General features: G+C 68.0%; 8 protein-coding genes. 3 read left to right on the forward strand and 5 right to left on the reverse strand.

Annotated features, from left to right (window positions below; genetic code table 11):
• Positions 1–145: 145 nt before the first annotated feature.
• Positions 146–1,822 (reverse strand): YbaL family putative K(+) efflux transporter, encoded by a 1,677-nt coding sequence (gene ybaL, locus PG878_RS06115; protein WP_209029567.1) that lies wholly within the window; start codon positions 1,820–1,822, stop codon positions 146–148.
• Positions 1,823–2,223: 401 nt separating this feature from the next.
• On the opposite strand from ybaL, the gene PG878_RS06120 reads away from it, so the two are divergent.
• On the forward strand, positions 2,224–3,738 hold the full coding sequence (locus PG878_RS06120) for an MASE1 domain-containing protein (RefSeq protein ID WP_209029568.1): 1,515 nt from the start codon (positions 2,224–2,226) through the stop codon (positions 3,736–3,738).
• On the opposite strand, the gene PG878_RS06125 is transcribed toward PG878_RS06120, so the two are convergent.
• From PG878_RS06125 to PG878_RS06140, 4 genes are all read right to left on the reverse strand, one after another.
• On the reverse strand, positions 3,728–4,159 hold the full coding sequence (locus PG878_RS06125; RefSeq protein WP_209029569.1) for a hypothetical protein: 432 nt from the start codon (positions 4,157–4,159) through the stop codon (positions 3,728–3,730). The genes PG878_RS06120 and PG878_RS06125 overlap by 11 nt on opposite strands.
• Before the next feature lie 800 nt (positions 4,160–4,959).
• Complete coding sequence (locus PG878_RS06130) at positions 4,960–7,344, reverse strand: TonB-dependent receptor plug domain-containing protein (protein WP_209029570.1); 2,385 nt, start codon at positions 7,342–7,344, stop codon at positions 4,960–4,962.
• 771 nt (positions 7,345–8,115) lie between these two features.
• The gene (locus tag PG878_RS06135; RefSeq protein WP_209029571.1) at positions 8,116–10,509 is read right to left on the reverse strand and encodes a TonB-dependent receptor plug domain-containing protein; all 2,394 of its coding nucleotides are present in this window, start codon (positions 10,507–10,509) and stop codon (positions 8,116–8,118) included.
• Positions 10,510–10,716: 207 nt separating this feature from the next.
• A complete protein-coding gene (locus PG878_RS06140; RefSeq protein WP_209029572.1) occupies positions 10,717–13,107 on the reverse strand; it encodes a TonB-dependent receptor plug domain-containing protein in 2,391 nt (796 codons plus the stop codon).
• A 254-nt stretch (positions 13,108–13,361) separates the two neighbouring features.
• Between PG878_RS06140 and PG878_RS06145 the strand changes: the two genes are divergently transcribed.
• Positions 13,362–15,218, forward strand: coding sequence for an ABC-F family ATP-binding cassette domain-containing protein (locus PG878_RS06145; RefSeq protein WP_209029573.1), 1,857 nt, complete (start codon positions 13,362–13,364; stop codon positions 15,216–15,218).
• Positions 15,219–15,360: 142 nt separating this feature from the next.
• On the forward strand, positions 15,361–15,882 hold the full coding sequence (locus PG878_RS06150) for a YcxB family protein (RefSeq protein ID WP_209029574.1): 522 nt from the start codon (positions 15,361–15,363) through the stop codon (positions 15,880–15,882).
• Positions 15,883–16,101 lie beyond the last annotated feature (219 nt).

Consider the following 16,101-nt stretch of genomic DNA (forward strand, 5'->3'; position numbering starts at 1 on the left):
TCAAGAAGATTCGCTGCGGGTCGTCACAGCCGCCGTAGACGCTTTCTGTGCGCTACCGCGCTTTCCGTCACGGGGACTCGCTCTCCGAGGAGGCGTCGCCTTTGCGAATCCCCAATCCCAAATCCCCAATCCCGCCGCCAGGCGCTCAGTGCGCCGCCCGCATCCCCCGGTACGGCGGCGTCGCCATCACCATTTCCGCCAGCGAATAGGCCAGCTCGCGCTCGGCCATCACCGTGCCGTCAGCGCCGTGGTCGAGCAGGTGCTTGACCTCGGCATCGCTGTGCGCACGCGCCAGCAGGGTCAGCGCCGGATTCAGCGCGCGCAGCTTGGCCAGGGCCTCGCCGGCCTCCAGCGGCTGCGGGATCGCCAGGATCGCGATCTTGGCCTTCTCCGGATGCGCCTCGGCCAGCACCCTGTCGGCCGCGGCACTGCCGCGGATGCCGGGGATGCCGTCGGCGTGGGCGCGTTCGACATGGTCGCGGTTGTCGTCGATCACCAGCACCGGCACGCCGCGCTCGCGCAGTACGGCCGCCAGCGCGCTGCCGACCCGGCCGTAGCCGATCACGATGGCGTGGTCGGCCAGGTCCAGTGACGGGCCCGGCGGCAGCTCCGGTTCCACCGTCACCGGCGCCTCCACCGCCTGTCGTGCCTGCCAACGGTCCAGCCAGCTGAACAGCAACGGGTTGGCGATGATCGACAGCAGCGCGCCGGCCAGGATCAGGTCGCGGCCGGTCTCGGGCAGGATCGCCAGGCTCACGCCCAGGCCGGCGAGGATGAAGGAGAACTCGCCGATCTGCGCCAGGCTGGTGGAGATGGTCAGGGCGATGCCGGTGGGGTGGCCGAACGCCCGCACGATCACGAACGCGGCCAGCGACTTGCCGACGGTGATGGTCAGGAAGGTGGCCAGCACCTGCCAGGGATGCTCGACCAGGATGTGCGGGTCGAACAGCATGCCCACCGAGACGAAGAACAGCACCGCGAAGGCGTCGCGCAGCGGCAGCGAATCGTTGGCGGCCTTGTGGCTGAGCTCCGATTCCTTCAGCAGCATGCCGGCGAAGAACGCGCCGAGGGCGAACGACACGCCGAACAGGGTGGCCGAGCCGAACGCCACGCCCAGCGCGATCGCCAGCACCGACAGGGTGAACAGTTCGCGCGAGCCGGTCGCGGCGACCTTCTCCAGCGCCCACGGGATGGCGCGGCGGCCGACCACCAGCATCACCGCCACGAACGCGGCCATCTTCAGCAGGGTGACGCCGAGCGCGCCGAGGATCGCCCCGGTGTCGGCGCCCTTGCCGCCGAGCGCGTCGGCCAGCGCCGGCAGCAGCACCAGCGCCAGCACCATCACCAGGTCCTCCACGATCAGCCAGCCGACCGCGATGCGACCGCGCTGGGTTTCCAGCAGGCGCCGTTCCTCCATCGCCCGCAGCAGCACCACGGTGCTGGCCACCGACAGCGCCAGGCCGAACACCAGGCCGTGCAGGGTCGGCCAGCCCATGCTCCAGGCCAGCCCCCAGCCGAGCAGGGTGGCGACCGCGATCTGCGCCAGCGCGCCGGGGATCGCGATCCACTTCACTTCCATCAGGTCTTCGAGCGAGAAGTGCAGCCCCACCCCGAACATCAGCAGCATCACCCCCAGTTCCGACAACTGGTTGGCCAGGGCCTGGTCGGCGACGAAGCCCGGCGTGAACGGACCCACGCAGATGCCCGCCACCAGATAGCCGACCAGCGGCGACAGTTTGAGGCGATGCGCGAGCGTGCCGAGGAGGAAGGCGAGCGCGAGCCCGACCGCGATGATGTCGATGAGACTGGTGTCGTGATGCATTCAGGATCGCAGAACAAGGAAGCCTGGAGTGTCGCCGATCGGGGCTTTTGTCGGCAAATCGGTGTGGCGGGGCGCAGCGGGGACACGGCGCTCGGCTCGGCGCTGCCAGGATCCACCCAGGCGCGTCTGGGGGGGCGGAGGAACCCGGCCGTGCCGGCCTGGGGGACCGGCGTGGCGGGCGACGATCATCGCGCAATCGGCTGCGCCGGCAGTGCCGCAACACGGTTCGGAATGTCCCTGCCCGACAGCACGAATGGGATGGAGGTCGCAGCGAACCGGTCCCGCACGCAACTCCCTGTCAGGAAAGACATTACACCGCATGTTGGACGTTATCTGTCTACTGTTCCGGCCCATTCCGTGGTGTATGTTTGCCGCCATTGGTGTCCTGCCAGGACAGGGGCATGGCTAGACTGAAGACTTTCGCTAGAGGAATCCTCCTGAGCGCCTTGTACTGCGCGGCTTATCTGGCCGTGTGGCACTGCTCTCTGGATCAGTGGTTCCTGCCGATCGGACTGCGCACGGCAGCACTGCTGTTTCTCCCGTATCGGCTCTGGCCCTACGTGTTCCTGGGAGATGCGGCGGCGCTGTTGAGCATGCGCGTGCCGATGATCGATGCCGACGGCGCAAATCCGGTCTGGGTGTACGGCAGTTCGTTCCTGCTGCTGCCCGCCTTCGCGCTGCTGCCCTGGATGGTCCGGCGCAATCTTCCGGATTTCCGGGTCGAGCAGAGCTGGCTGCCGCTGATCTGCCTGTGCGCGGCGTTGTGGGCGGTGCTCGTCAACAAGGGCGTCAACTGGCTGCTGGGTGGACCGGCGGCCTACATCAATCTGGAAAACACGCTGAAGTTCTGGATCGGTTTCTATCTGGGTATCGTCATGTTCGTCTTCCCCGCGCTGCTGTGGGTCAGGCGAGCAGAGGGGGATGCGGCTGCGCGAAGGACGGTTCTGCACAGCGCAGGCGTCGCCGCGCTGCTGATGGGCGTCCTGTTCGGTGTCGCGATGCAAGTGGAGGGCGTCCTGCGCCAGTTCCTCCTGGTTCTGATGATTGCGCCGGCCGTCTGGCTGACCTTCAAGCATGCCTGGCGAGGCGCCGCGATCGGCGTGGTGATGGCCAACTTCGCGGTGGCCATGTCCATGCCGAAGACCAATTATGCCGGTGCCTACGATGCGGACTCATTGCAGGTGCAGTTGTTGGTCGCCTTTGCGGTGACCGCGCTCGCTTCCCTCGGTGCCAAGCTGTCTGTCGCCTTCGATCAAGTGCAACGCTTCGGCTTTGCCGAAAGGGAGGCGCTGCAGGTCGCCCAAGCCAGCTACATGTCGGCCGAACGCACCCTGCGCAACCGGGTGATCGAGTACACCGACATCCATGTGCATATCAACAAGCTGCGCCGCGACATCGCCACCACGCTGAAGGAGCACGGTCACTACGCCGCGGCGATGGAAATGAACCGTACCGGGGTGATCCAGGCGCAATTGCTGGACGATTACGTTGCCGCACTGTATCCGCTGGATATCGAAACCCACGGCCTGTACGGCGCGCTGAACTCCATCGCCTTCGCCAATGCCTGCGAGACCGAGGTCGAGGCACGCCTGCACGGCGATACGCGGCGGTTGTCGATGGGGCTGCAACTGGCGGCGTACCGGTGCGTGCTCAATGCCATGGAAATCCTGCCCGATGCGGGCCGGCACACGATCACGGCACGGGTCTGGTCGGCGCGCGGCAAGCGCGGCGTGGTGGTGACGCTGGAAGCCGATACGACCATGCCGGGCAGCGGCCGCAAGCAGCACAGCGCCGACGAGATGGACTGGGAGCTGGCGAGCCGGTTGAAGGCTCATGACGGCACCTGCCGGCGCCGTCATGAGCGAAAGATCAGTTTCCTGATCTCAGAGCCCCTGCAAAAGCCGGTTACTTCTTGATGGTCACGGTCCAGACGTCGCCGTTGGCGCTGCTGGCCAACTGCACGGTGAAGTAGCGCGCATCGTAGACCACGGTGCCGCGGCTGCTGTCGAAGGTGTCGACGGTGCTCACCCGATCCACGTCCTGACCCATCGGCGTCACCCAGGCGGTGTCGCCGACACGGCCGATCGCGCCGCGCACCTGGCCGGTGGCGTCGTTGATCTGCAGGTAGGTCACGCCATTACGCTCGAACTGGTAGATGCGCGCGGACGCATTGGTGGACAGGTTGGTCGCCGCCGGGGCGCTTTCACCCAGGCCGCGGATGCCGATCGGCGTGCCCACACCACCGCCCGGACAGCAACTCTGCGCAGAGGCATTGAACGCCAGCGCAGAGCAAAGCGCGATGCCCGAAAGCGTCGCGAATTTGGAAGTTTTCCACATAATCAGATCCTTCCCCATAAGGGATTTTTTGCCTGCCGTTCAGGCGATTCCACATTACGCGAATCGCAACAGGCCACTGTTGACAAATAATCAATCGATTCATACTTGTGATGCGGCTCACGCTTATCTATGCGGAATGATTTCCACAAAATGCGCCGCATCGACTTGCTCAGGTATGGCCCCAGGTCACGCAGCATCGCGTCGACCCTCCGGCGGCGCCGGGACGTCGGGCGTGGACTGCATTGCAGTTTCCATGCCATTTATTGCAGGCACACCATCGCGGCAAGTGGCAGCGTTTTTCACTGCGCGCCGTTGCGCCGATGGTGCGCAGATGTGGGGTATCGAATGTCGCTGTCTATCGGGCGCAAGTTGCGGCGCGAGTAAATCTATTGCGTCGTCGCCAGGCGGTTCTTGAATGCGCCGAGGAGCGCGCCGTATCGGCATGGGGTCATTCCGTTACCGCGCGCGGTACGGCGACTGCAATGCGGCAGCCGATGCGCTCCGATCGCGCGACGACTGCTTGACGCATGTGTCGCTGCCGGTGGCGCCTGGATGGAGCCTCGCGGCGGCCGTGGGCGTCGAGCGGGTGACTGCCGCAGTGCGATGCGTTGCCCCGCGCCGTCGGCAAGGCCGGCACACGCGGGCCTTGTCGACATTCCGCCGCCGCTGCGCGGGTACGTATCCGATTCCTGCAGCGTGGTGATGTCGCACGTCAGCGATGCGGACGTGGCGGGGTGCGGTATCGAGACTGTCGGTAGAACGCGGCGGCGGTGCCCCTGGACACCGCCGGCGCACACGCATCACCAGCTGTAGTTGACGTTGGCGTAGGCGAACGCGCCATTGAAGCCGAACGGCGAGGACGTGCTGTACGGCAGATAGGTGCGGGTGCCGGCGCCGGCGCGCGAGCGGTCGGGATACTCGTCGAGCACGTTGTCGCCGCCGACGGTGACGCGCCAGCGGCCCAGCGTGTAGGCCGCCGACAGGTCCAGCGTCCACTTGGCCGCATAGGTCTGATCGGCGGCCGGCGTGGTGCCGAAGTCGGTGAATTCGCCCCAGCGCGTGGCGGTGGCGGTGAAGGCCCAGGCGCCGGGCGACCACACGCTGCTCAGGAAGAACTTGTCGCGCGGCGAGCCGCGGGTGATGCGACCGATCTCGGCGCGGCCGATGCGCACCGCGGTCGGGTCGATCGCTTCCAGCACCGCCGGGTTGCCGGCGATCTTCTCGATGTCGGTCTTGTTGTAGTTGTAGCCGGCGGTGAGGTCGAGGCTGCTGGCGGGCAGCGCGAGCTTGTAGGTGCCGATCGCGTCCACGCCCTGGGTCTTGGTGTCGATGGCGTTGGTGAAGTAGCGGCCGCCGCCGATGCCGGCGTAGCCGTTGCCCTGCAGGTAGTTGCGCACGGCCGTGGAGGTGAGATTCTCCGAGAGCACGATGCGGTCGTCGATGTCGATGCGGTAGGCGTCGAGGGTGATGTACAGCGCGTCCACCGGCTGCAGCACCAGGCCCAGGCCGTAGTTCCTGGACTTCTCGGCCTTCAGCGGTTCGGCGCCGAGCGCGATCGCCGCCGGGTTGTCGGTGCGGAAGGTGCCGATCTCGAACGGCGTGGCGGCGATGCTGCCGTCGGGCTGGGCGACGTTGATGAAGTTGGTGGCGACCGACTGGAAATACTGCTGCTGCAGCGAGGGCGCGCGGAAGCCGGTGGAGACGGTGGCGCGCAATGCGACCTTGGGGCTGAAGGCGTAGCGCAGCGACAGCTTGCCGGTGGCGGTGTCGCCGAAGTCGCTGTAGTTCTCGTAACGCCCGGCCAGGCCGGCCGAGAACTTGTCGGTGATGTCGCCCTCCAGGTCGAGATAGGCCGAGTAGCTGTTGCGGTCGTAGTGGCCGGAGTCGCTGGGCTTGAAGCCGGCGAACACCTGCGCGCCCGGCAGCAGGGTACCGTTGGCCGAGGGAATGCCGCCGTTGACGTAGGACGCCGGCTCGCCCGGCGATTCGTTGAACTTCTCGCCGCGCCACTCGGCGCCGAAGGCCAGGGTGAGCGGGTAGGCCAGGCCGACCTCCAGCGATTTGCTGAAATCGGCGTTGAGCACGTTCTGGGTGACCTGCAGCGCGCCGGCGTAGAACTCGGTGGGACTGGCCAGGCCCAGGCTGTTGTTGAGGCTGTGGCGCACGTCGAAGCTCAGATCGTTGCGGCCGTAGTTGTAGCTGAGGTCGATGGCCAGGCCGCCGGCGGTGCTGGACTTGACCCCGCCGACCCAGGACACGTCCTTGCTGACGTTGTAGATCTGCGGCAGGAAGCCGTCCGGGTAGATTTCCGGGCGGTTGCGGTTGTCGCCGGACCAGCGGAAGTAGCCGTTGGACAGCACTTCGCGGCGGCTGAGCATCGCGTAGGAATAGAAGGTGATGTAGTCGGCCGGGCTGTACTGGCCGTTGTAGGAGAACGCGCCCTGGTCGACGTCCGGGTCGCCGTAGCGCTGTTGCACCTGGCCCTGGTAGGGCGTGGCGCGGTCGGTCTGGTCCTGGTGGCCGGCCTGCGCGGCGAAGTGCACGCTGCCGGTCTCGGCGAAGGTAAGGCCGGCATCGCCGGAGAGCTGGTACTGCTCGCCGTCGCCGGCGCTGTACTTGCCGTAGCGCCCGGCCAGGCTGCCGCCGGTGCCGCTGCCCTTGAGCACGATGTTGATGACGCCGGCGATGGCGTCGGAGCCGTATTGCGCCGATGCGCCGTCGCGCAGCACTTCGATGCGTTCGACCGCGGCGATCGGAATGGTGTTGAGATCGGCCGGCGACGAGCCGCGGCCCTGTGCGCCGTTGAGGTTGACCAGCGCGGTGGTGTGGTAGCGCTTGCCGTTGACCAGCACCAGTACCTGGTCCGGCGAAAGCCCGCGCAACTGCGCCGGGCGCACCGCGTCGGAACCGTCGGTGATCGCCGGGCGCGGAAAGTTCAGCGAGGGCACCGCGCGCGACAGCGCGGTGGCCAGTTCGGTGGTGCCGGTGGACTGCAAGGTTTCCGGCGAGATGATGTCGATCGGCGACGCCGATTCGGCCACGGTGCGGTCGGCCACGCGCGTGCCGGTGACGATGACGGTGTCCAGCGTTTGCGCGTTGCCGCTGTTCTGCGCGTGGACGGAAACGGCGGATGTCGCCAGGCACAGGGCGACGGCGTGGGCGAGCGGAGTGAGCGTGCGCGTCATGAGGGAGGCGGCTCCAGTAGTGGGGGAAGGCGTCGCTGCATGCGCGCTCCCCTGTCCCCTGGCGGATGCGGCGACGCCCGCTAGGGATTACCGGTTGATGTCAGTGGAGTCAATATTCCGTTAAGCGCTGCACCGAGGTTGCAATTGCAACCACCGCTGCAGGCGTTGCGGCAGCGCGAATCCCCGGATTTTCCGGCCTCGTAGACAAAATGCCGGCGATGCACACGGACGCAGTGCCCCGCAGCCGTGCCTGCGCGGCCGCGGCTGCGTTTTCGCAGCTCGATGTGCAGGGATGCTGCCTGCGCGGCACGGGAGCAGAGCACGGTGTCGGCCACGCCGCAGGTGCACGAGCGCAGCATCCCGCGAGCAATGTGTATGGCGCCCGTGGGAGCGGCTTCGGCCGCGACGAGTGAAGCCCAACGCCACCTGCCAACTTCCTGCGTCGGGACTGAAGTCCCTCCCACAAGGACGCCCGATCCATGCGCCTTAGGAGCGGCTTCAACCGCGCCCCATGGACAGCATCGGGTCGCGGCTGAAGCCGCCGCTGCAAAAAAGTTCAGGTCGGCGAAAACGTCGCAGGCTGGTGAATCCCCAATCCCCAATCCCCAATCCCCAATCCCCAATCCCCAATCCCGAATCCCCAATCCCCAATCCCCAATCCCCAATCCCCAATCCCCAATCCCGAATCCCGCCTAAAAAACAACGGCCCGGAAACCCGGGCCGTCGTCGTGCCGCTCGGCGCAGGCGCAATCAGCGCGCCTGGTCTCGCGATCACCAGCGGTAATTGATCCGCCCGTACACGTAGGCGCCGTTGAAGCCGTACGGCGAATAGTTGCTGTAGGGCAGCATGCCGTAGGTCGAATTGATCAGGTTGGCGGTCTTGTCCGGGTACTGGTCGAACACGTTGTCCGCGCCCAGCGTCAGCGTCCAGTTCGTGCTCGGCTTGAAGCTGGCCGAGGCGTCGACCACCCAGTCCGCGCCGTAGGTCTGGTCGCGGGCGGCGGTGGCCGAATTGCGCACGGTGAACTCGCCGTAGCGGGTCGCGGCCAGGCTCAGGTCCCACTTCGGCAGCTTCCAGGTGCCGCTGAGGATCAGCTTGTCCTTGGGGTAGCTGTCCTCCAGGCGGCCGATCTCGTCGCGGCCCAGCGTGGTCTGGGTCGAGCCGATGGCGGCCAGCGCCTGCGGCTGGGTGACGGCATGGGTGATGTCGGTCTTGCTGTAGCCGTAGCTGGCGGTGAGGTCCAGCGTGCTGGCCGCCAACGGGATGCTATAGGTGCCGACCACGTCGACGCCGCGGGTGCGGGTGTCGGCGGCGTTGCTGAAATAGCGCACGCTGGTGACGTTGCTGTAGCCGAGCTGGCGCAGCTTGGCCAGCACCGCCGCGTCGTTGAGGTTGGACGACAGCAGGATGCGGTCGTCGATCTCGATCTGGTACGCGTCCACGGTCAGGTACAGGCGCTCGACCGGCTGCAGCACCAGGCCCAGGCTGTAGGACAGCGAGGTCTCGGCCTTCAGCGGCGCCGCGCCCAGCGCCTGGGCCACGGCGCTGTTCACCGGGAAGGTGCCGGATTCGAAGAAGCTGCCGTTGATGTAGCTGCTGGTCACCGCCTGGTACTGCTGCTGCGCCAGCGACGGCGCGCGGAAGCCGCTGGCGACGGTGCCGCGCAGCGCCACCTTGTCGGTGAACGCGTAGCGCGCCGACAGCTTGCCGGAGGTCTTGCTGCCGAAATCCGAATAGTCCTCGTAGCGGCCGGTGAGGCCGGCGGAGAACTTGTCGGTGAGGTCGGCTTCCAGGCCCGCGTACACCGCGTAGTTGTGGCGGTCCGAATGCACCGCGTTGAGCGGCGCGAAGCCGGCGAAGCCCTGCGCGCCGCCGGTGGTGCCGCTGTAGGAGGCCGGCTCGCCCGGCGACTGGTTCCACTTCTCCTGGCGGTACTCGGCACCGAAGGACAGCGTCACCGGGTAGGCCAGGCCCCACTCCAGCGGCTGGGTGAAGTCGGCGTTGACCGCGTTCTGGGTGTACTCCAGCGCGCCGTCGTAGAAGCGACGCGGGCTGTCGACGCCGAGGCTGTAGTTGATGCTGTTGGCGGTGTGGAAGTCGACCTTGTTGTAGCCGTAGTTGTAGCTGACGTCCCAGGCGAAGCCGCCGGTGGTGCTGCCCTTCAGGCCGGCGACCAGCGAGCGGTCCTTGGAGTACTGCTCGATCTGCGGCACGTAGCCGTCGGGATAGACCTGCGCCAGCAGTGCGGTCTGGCCGTTGTGGTTGGGCGAGCGGTAGAACGCGAACGAGGTGATGTCGCGGTTGCTGGCGATCGCGGTGGCGTAGCCGGTCAGGTGGTCGTTGAAGCGGAACTCGCCGTTGGCCGAGACCGCGGTGGCGTCGACCTTGGGGTCGCCGTAGACGAAGGTGGTCTCACCGATGCCGGGATAGTTGCCGGTGTTCGGCGTGGTGCCCTGGTAGGGGCCGGCGCGGTTGGTGGCGTCCTGCTGGCTGATCTGCCCGGCCACGTGCAGGCTTCCGCGGCCGTCGCCGAAGCCGACGCCGGTGTCGCCGGAGAGTTGCGACTTGGCGCCGTCGCCGGCCGAGTACTGGCCGTGCTCCACCGCCAGGCTGCCGCCTTCGCTGGCGCCCTTGAGCACGATGTTGACCACGCCGGCGATGGCGTCGGAGCCGTACTGCGCCGAGGCGCCGTCGCGCAGCACTTCCACCCGCTCGATCGCGGCGATCGGGATCGCGTTGAGATCCACCGCCGAGGAACCGCGGCCGATGGTGCCGTTGACGTTGATCATCGCCGAGGTGTGGCGGCGCTTGCCGTTGACCAGCACCAGCACCTGGTCGGGCGAGAGCCCGCGCAGCTGCGCCGGGCGGATGCCGCTGGTGCCGTCGGTCAGCGCCGGGCGCGGGAAGTTCAGCGAAGGCAGCGCACGCGACAGCGCGGTGGCCAGTTCCGAGGTGCCGGTGGCCTGCAGCGCCTCCGGGGTGATGATGTCGATCGGCGATTGCGACTCGGCGACGGTGCGGTCGCTGACCCGGGTGCCGGTGACGATCACCGTGTCCAGCGTGCTGGGCGCGGCGGACGCGTCGGGCGCGGTCTGGGCGAAGACGGAGGGAGTGGCGAGGGCGGCGAGCACGGCGCTCGCCAGCAGCGACAACGGACGGTTCATGAAAACTCCAGCAGGTGCCGAAACGGCAGACGGGGCGCGGCGGCTGGCATGGCCAGGCAGGCCGCGTCCCAAGGGGCGTCTTATTATTTTTTAACATGCGTGCTGCGTCGCAGGATGCAAGCGCATGTTCTTATTCTTTTACGTTCTAAGTCGCTCGCTCCGGCGCGTGGCCGCGCCCCTGCGGCCACGCCACGGTTCCTGGTTTCCTCAGAAGCGGTAGCTCACCCGCCCGTACCAGTAGCGCCCGTTGAAGCCGAACGGCGACAGCGGCGAGTACTGCAAGCCGTTGGGGCGGTCGTCGTAGATGTTGTTGAGCGCGGTCCGGGTCGGATACTGGTTGGTGACGTTGTCGGCGCCGACGGTGAAGGTGAGGTCGCGCCAGGCGTAGCTGGTGGACAGGTTGAGCAGCCAGCGCGCCGCGAACGCCTGGTCCTGGCTGCCGTCGGCGTCGTCGCCGCGGCGGGTGATGGCGCCGTAGCGGGTGGCGTCGCCGTGCAGGGTCCAGCCGGCCAGGCTCCAGTCGCCGCTGAGCACGTACTTGGTACGCGGCGTGGCGTCGGTCAGCAGGCCCTGGCTGGCGCGGCCGAAGTTCGGATCGGAGATCTCCAGGATCTCGATCTTGTTGTAGTTGGCGCTGAAGCTGAGGTTGAGCGTGCCGGCGCGATCGAGGTCGAGCAGGTAGTTGCTCACCCAGTCCACGCCGCGGGTGCGGGTGGTGGCACCGTTGACGAAGAACTGCGCGGCGCTGACCTGGCCGATTGGCACGGCCAGCGAGATCTGGTCCGAATACAGGATCTGGTCCCAGATGCGGATCTGGTACAGGTCCAGGGTGGAATTGAAGCCGCCGCCGGGCTGCCAGACCGCGCCGATGCTGTAGTTGGTGGATTTCTCCGGCGACAGCGGCTTGGCGCCGAGCGCGATCGCCACCGGGTCGGACGTGCGGTAGGTGCCGATCTGGCTGAGCACGCCGTCCACCGGCAGGGTCACCACCGAGGCGTAGTTCTGTTGCGCCAGCGAGGGCGCGCGGAAGCCGTTGGAGATGGTGCCGCGCACGGCGAAGGCGTCGTTGAGCTGGTAACGCGCCGACAGCTTGCCCGAGCGGGTGGTGCCGGCATCGCTGTAGTCCTCGTAGCGTGCGGCCACGCCGCCGGACAGGCGCTCGCTCAGGTCTGCTTCCAGGTCCGCGTACACCGCCTTGCTGTGGCGCTGGAACTGCCCGGCCACCGAGGGCGCCAGGCCGGGGAACACCTGCGAGCCGCCGGGGTAGGGCGCGCCGGTCTCGGGGTTGATGGCGTTCGGATCGAAGTAGATCGAGGTGGGCGAGCCGGCCACCACGGCGTACTTGTCCTGCCGGTACTCGGCGCCGAAGGCGAGGTTGACCGGGTAGGCCAAGCCCCAGTCCATGGATTTGCTGAAGTCGGCGTTGAGCGCGTTCTGCTCGTTGCGGAAGCCGCCGGCGTTGAAGCGGGTCGGCGAGGCGCCGGTGCTCCAGTACAGGTTGGTGTTGATGGTGTTGCGCAGGTCGAAGGTGACGTCGTTCTTGCCGTAGTCGGCGGAGACGTCCCAGGTCCAGCCGTTGTCGGTGCTGCCCTTGACGCCGAGCACCGCGGCGCGGTCGTTGGACGGGTTGTAGATCTGCGGCAGGAAGCCGTTGGGGTAGACCGCCTGCACGTTGCGGTCGCTGTTGTCCCAGGCCCGGTAGTAGCCGTTGGACAGCACCTCGCGACGGCTGAAGTTGGCGTAGCCGTACAGGTCGACGTGCGGGGTGAGCGCGTAGCCGAAATTGACCAGCCCCTGATAGGTCTTGAGCGCCGGGTCGCCGTAGCGCTCGTAGGGAACGCCGCTGGGATTGGCGGCCCCGGCCAGGGTGGTGGCCTTGTCGGTATTCTCGGCGCGGTTGGTGTTCATCGCGTTGAGGTAGTTCCACGACACCCGCACCCAGCCCGGCGCCTCGCCGCCCGGCGCACCGCCGAAGGCCAGCCCATAGGAGCCGTCGATGCCGTTCTGCGCACCGTCGCCCTTGTCCATGATGCCGCCGCTGACGGACACGCTGTTGCTGCCGGCCTTGGCGCCGTGCTTGAGCACGATGTTGATGACCCCGGCGATGGCGTCGGAGCCGTATTGCGCCGACGCGCCGTCGCGCAGCACCTCGATGCGGGCGATCGCCGACATCGGGATCGAGTTGAGGTCGGCCGGCGCCGAGCCGCGCCCGACCGAGGGGTTGTAGTTGACCAGCGAGGTGGTGTGGTAGCGCTTGCCGTCCAGCAGCACCAGCACCGCATCCGGCGACAGGCCGCGCAGGGTCGCCGGGCGCAGCGCGTCGTTGCCGTCGTTGATCGCCGGGCGCGGGAAGTTCAGCGACGGCAACAGCTTGCCGAGGGCGCTGGCCAGGTCGCTGGCGCCGGTGGCCTGCAGCGCCTCGGGCGCGATGATGTCGATCGGCGATTGCGATTCGGCCACCGTGCGGTCGGCGATGCGGGTGCCGGTGACGATGATGTTGTCCAGCGTGGTCGGCGCCTGCTGGGACTGGGCGAGGCTGTTGGCGGAGGCGAGCGCGAGCAGGACGGCACTGACGAGGGGGAGGCGGCGTTGCGTCATCGGGCGGAGACTCCAGTGGCTGGTGGGATTGGCGTGGGTCTGGCGATTTCCGTTGGGGCGGGCGAATGCTGCAGTGCAGCGGCTGCCATCGGATTGAAATCCGTTTTTCACGCGGGCGCGTATACAAAAACGGACCTGGGTCGGGTTTTTGCGGTGCCCAGGGGGCGGCCCCGGACCGCGCCGCGTCGCCGCCCCGGGTGGGCCGGGGCGGGCGAAGCGGCTACACTTCCGCCTCGCTAGCCGAGTGCCCTGCCTTGATTTCCCTACGTAATTTCGCCTTGCGCCGCGGCGAGCGGCTGTTGCTGTCCAATGTCGACCTCACCCTGCATGCCGGTTACCGGGTGGGCGTGGTCGGCCGCAACGGGGCCGGCAAGTCCAGCCTGTTCGCGGCGGTGAAGGGCGAACTGGAGGCGGACAAGGGCGACGTCGACCTGCCCGGCAAGGTGCGCATCGCCAGCGTCGCCCAGGAAACCCCGTCGCTGCCGGATCCGGCGCTGAGCTTCGTGCTCGGCGGCGACACCGCGGTGGCCGCGGTGCTGGCCGAAGAGGCCGAGGCGACCGCGCGCGAGGACTGGGAGGCGGTCGCCGCCGCCCACACCAAGATGGCCGAGATGGGCGCCTACGACGCCGATGCGCGTGCCGGCAAGCTGCTGCACGGCCTCGGCTTCCCCGCCGAGACCCATCACCGCGCGGTGTCCTCGTTCTCCGGCGGCTGGCGCGTGCGCCTTAATCTGGCGCGCGCGCTGATGATGCCCAGCGACCTGCTGCTGCTCGACGAACCGACCAACCACCTCGACCTGGACGCGGTGTACTGGCTGGAGCAGTGGCTGCTGAAGTACCCGGGCACGCTGCTGCTGATCTCGCACGACCGCGAGTTCCTCGACAACGTCGCCACCCACACCCTGCATCTGCACAACGGCGGCGCCAAGCTGTACACCGGCGGCTACACCGATTTCGAGCGCCAGCGCGCCGAGCAGTTGCGCCAGCAGCAGATCGCGCACGAGAAGGAACAGGCCGAGCGCGCCCACCTGCAGAGCTTCATCGACCGCTTCAAGGCCAAGGCCTCCAAGGCGGCGCAGGCGCAGAGCCGGATGAAGCGCCTGGAGAAGCTGGCCGGTACCGAGGCGGTGCGCGCCGAGCGCGAGTTCCGCATCGAGCTGGCGCCGCCGGCCAAGCTGCCGTTCTCGCTGATCCGCCTCAACCACGCCGAGGCCGGTTACGGCGCGGACGCGGTGATCCTGCACAACGTCGGCTTCGGCCTGGAGGCCGGCCAGCGCATCGGTCTGCTCGGCCCCAACGGCGCCGGCAAGACCACCCTGGTCAAGACCCTGGTCGGCGAACTGCCGCCGATCGCCGGCGAGCGCATGGCGCATCCGGACCTGCGCATCGGCTACTTCGCCCAGCACACGGTGGAGTCGCTGCACGAGGGCCAGTCGCCGATGGACCACATGCGCGAGATCGACAAGGAGGCCAGCAACCAGGCGTTCCGCGATTTCCTCGGCAAGTGGAATTTCCCCGGCGACCGCGCGTTCGAGCCGGTCGACGGCTTCTCCGGCGGCGAGCGCGCGCGTCTGGCGCTGGCGCTGATCGCCTGGCAGCAGCCCAACGTGCTGCTGCTCGACGAACCGACCAACCACCTCGATCTGGAAATGCGCGAGGCGCTGGCCGAAGCGCTGAGCGACTTCGAGGGCGCGATCGTGATGGTTTCGCACGACCGCCACCTGATCGGCCTGGTCTGCGACACCTTCTGGCGCGTGGCCGACGGCGTGGTGGAGCCGTTCGACGGCGACCTGGACGCCTACGCCGCCTGGTTGCGCACCCGCCCGGCCGCGCAGGGCACCAAGCAGAAACTGGCCGAGGCCGCGCCGACCCCGCCGCCGCCGGTCAAGCCGCTGCCGGCGAAGAAGCCGCCGAACCCGCACAAGCTGGCCGCCGCCGAGAAGCGCGTGGGCGAACTGGAAGCGGCGGTGGCCGAGCTCGACCGCCAACTCGCCGATCCCAAGCACTACGCCGATGCGGAAAAGATGGCGGTGCTGGGCCGCGAGCGCGAGGCCGCCGCACGCGACCTGGCCCAGGCCGAGCAGGCGTGGATGGAGTTGATCGACGGCTGAGGCGCGTCGTGGGCCTGCCTTGCTGGCAGGTGGACCAACGTCGCGGAAGGCCGCGCAGTGTGCCTGCCGGCGGCTTTGCGCCGGTCATGCCGCGCGTGGCACGCTTTCGGTCTGACCGGTGGAGGCCAGCGGGAGGAGGAGCATGACGATCAGCGGCAACATCACGCTGCAGGACTATCTGATCGCCCAGCGCCTGCATCAACGGCGCGCAGTGCGGCGCGTGCTGCTGGCGATGGCGGCGTTGCTGCTGGGCGGATTGACGCTGTTCGCCTTCGCCCGGCATGGCTCCGGCATGGCCATGCTCGGCGTCGTGCTGGCCGCCGCCGGTGGCGGTGGCGTGATCGGCCAGACTATCCAGTCGGCATGGACGATGCCGCGCAAGGTCCGCCGTCTGTATGCGCAACAGGCGGCGTTGCGGCATCGCATCACCTGCCGCTGGGACGCGGCCGGCCTGGAGATCACCTGGACGGACGGGCGGGTGCAGCGCCCCTGGCGCGACTACGTGCGCTATCGCGAGAATCCGCAGGTGCTGATGCTGTACCAGAACGACATCCTGTTCGACCTGGTGCCGACGTCCTGGTTCGCCGATGCCGCGCAGCGCGACGCGTTCCGGCAACTGGTGGCGGCGCAGATGGGCACCGACGGCGGCAAGCGCGCCGTGTAGCAGGCGCCGCGGCCAAGGCGGGCGCTGGAGAGACGGGAGAGGTGGGTGTCCGGGCCGGGTCTGTTTCCGCGGATGCGGCGCGGCGATGGTGTTGGTGCCAGGCACGGATGATTCCCGCCGAGCCAGCGGTTCCTTCTCTCTGCGGGAGAAGGTGCCCCGAAGGGGCGGATGCGGGTGCGGGCGCAGCCTCGCCGCAACACACCACGCGTGCGCTTCGCG

Source organism: Xanthomonas hawaiiensis (assembly GCF_031834635.1).
In the GTDB taxonomy this organism is placed as follows: domain Bacteria; phylum Pseudomonadota; class Gammaproteobacteria; order Xanthomonadales; family Xanthomonadaceae; genus Xanthomonas_A; species Xanthomonas_A sacchari.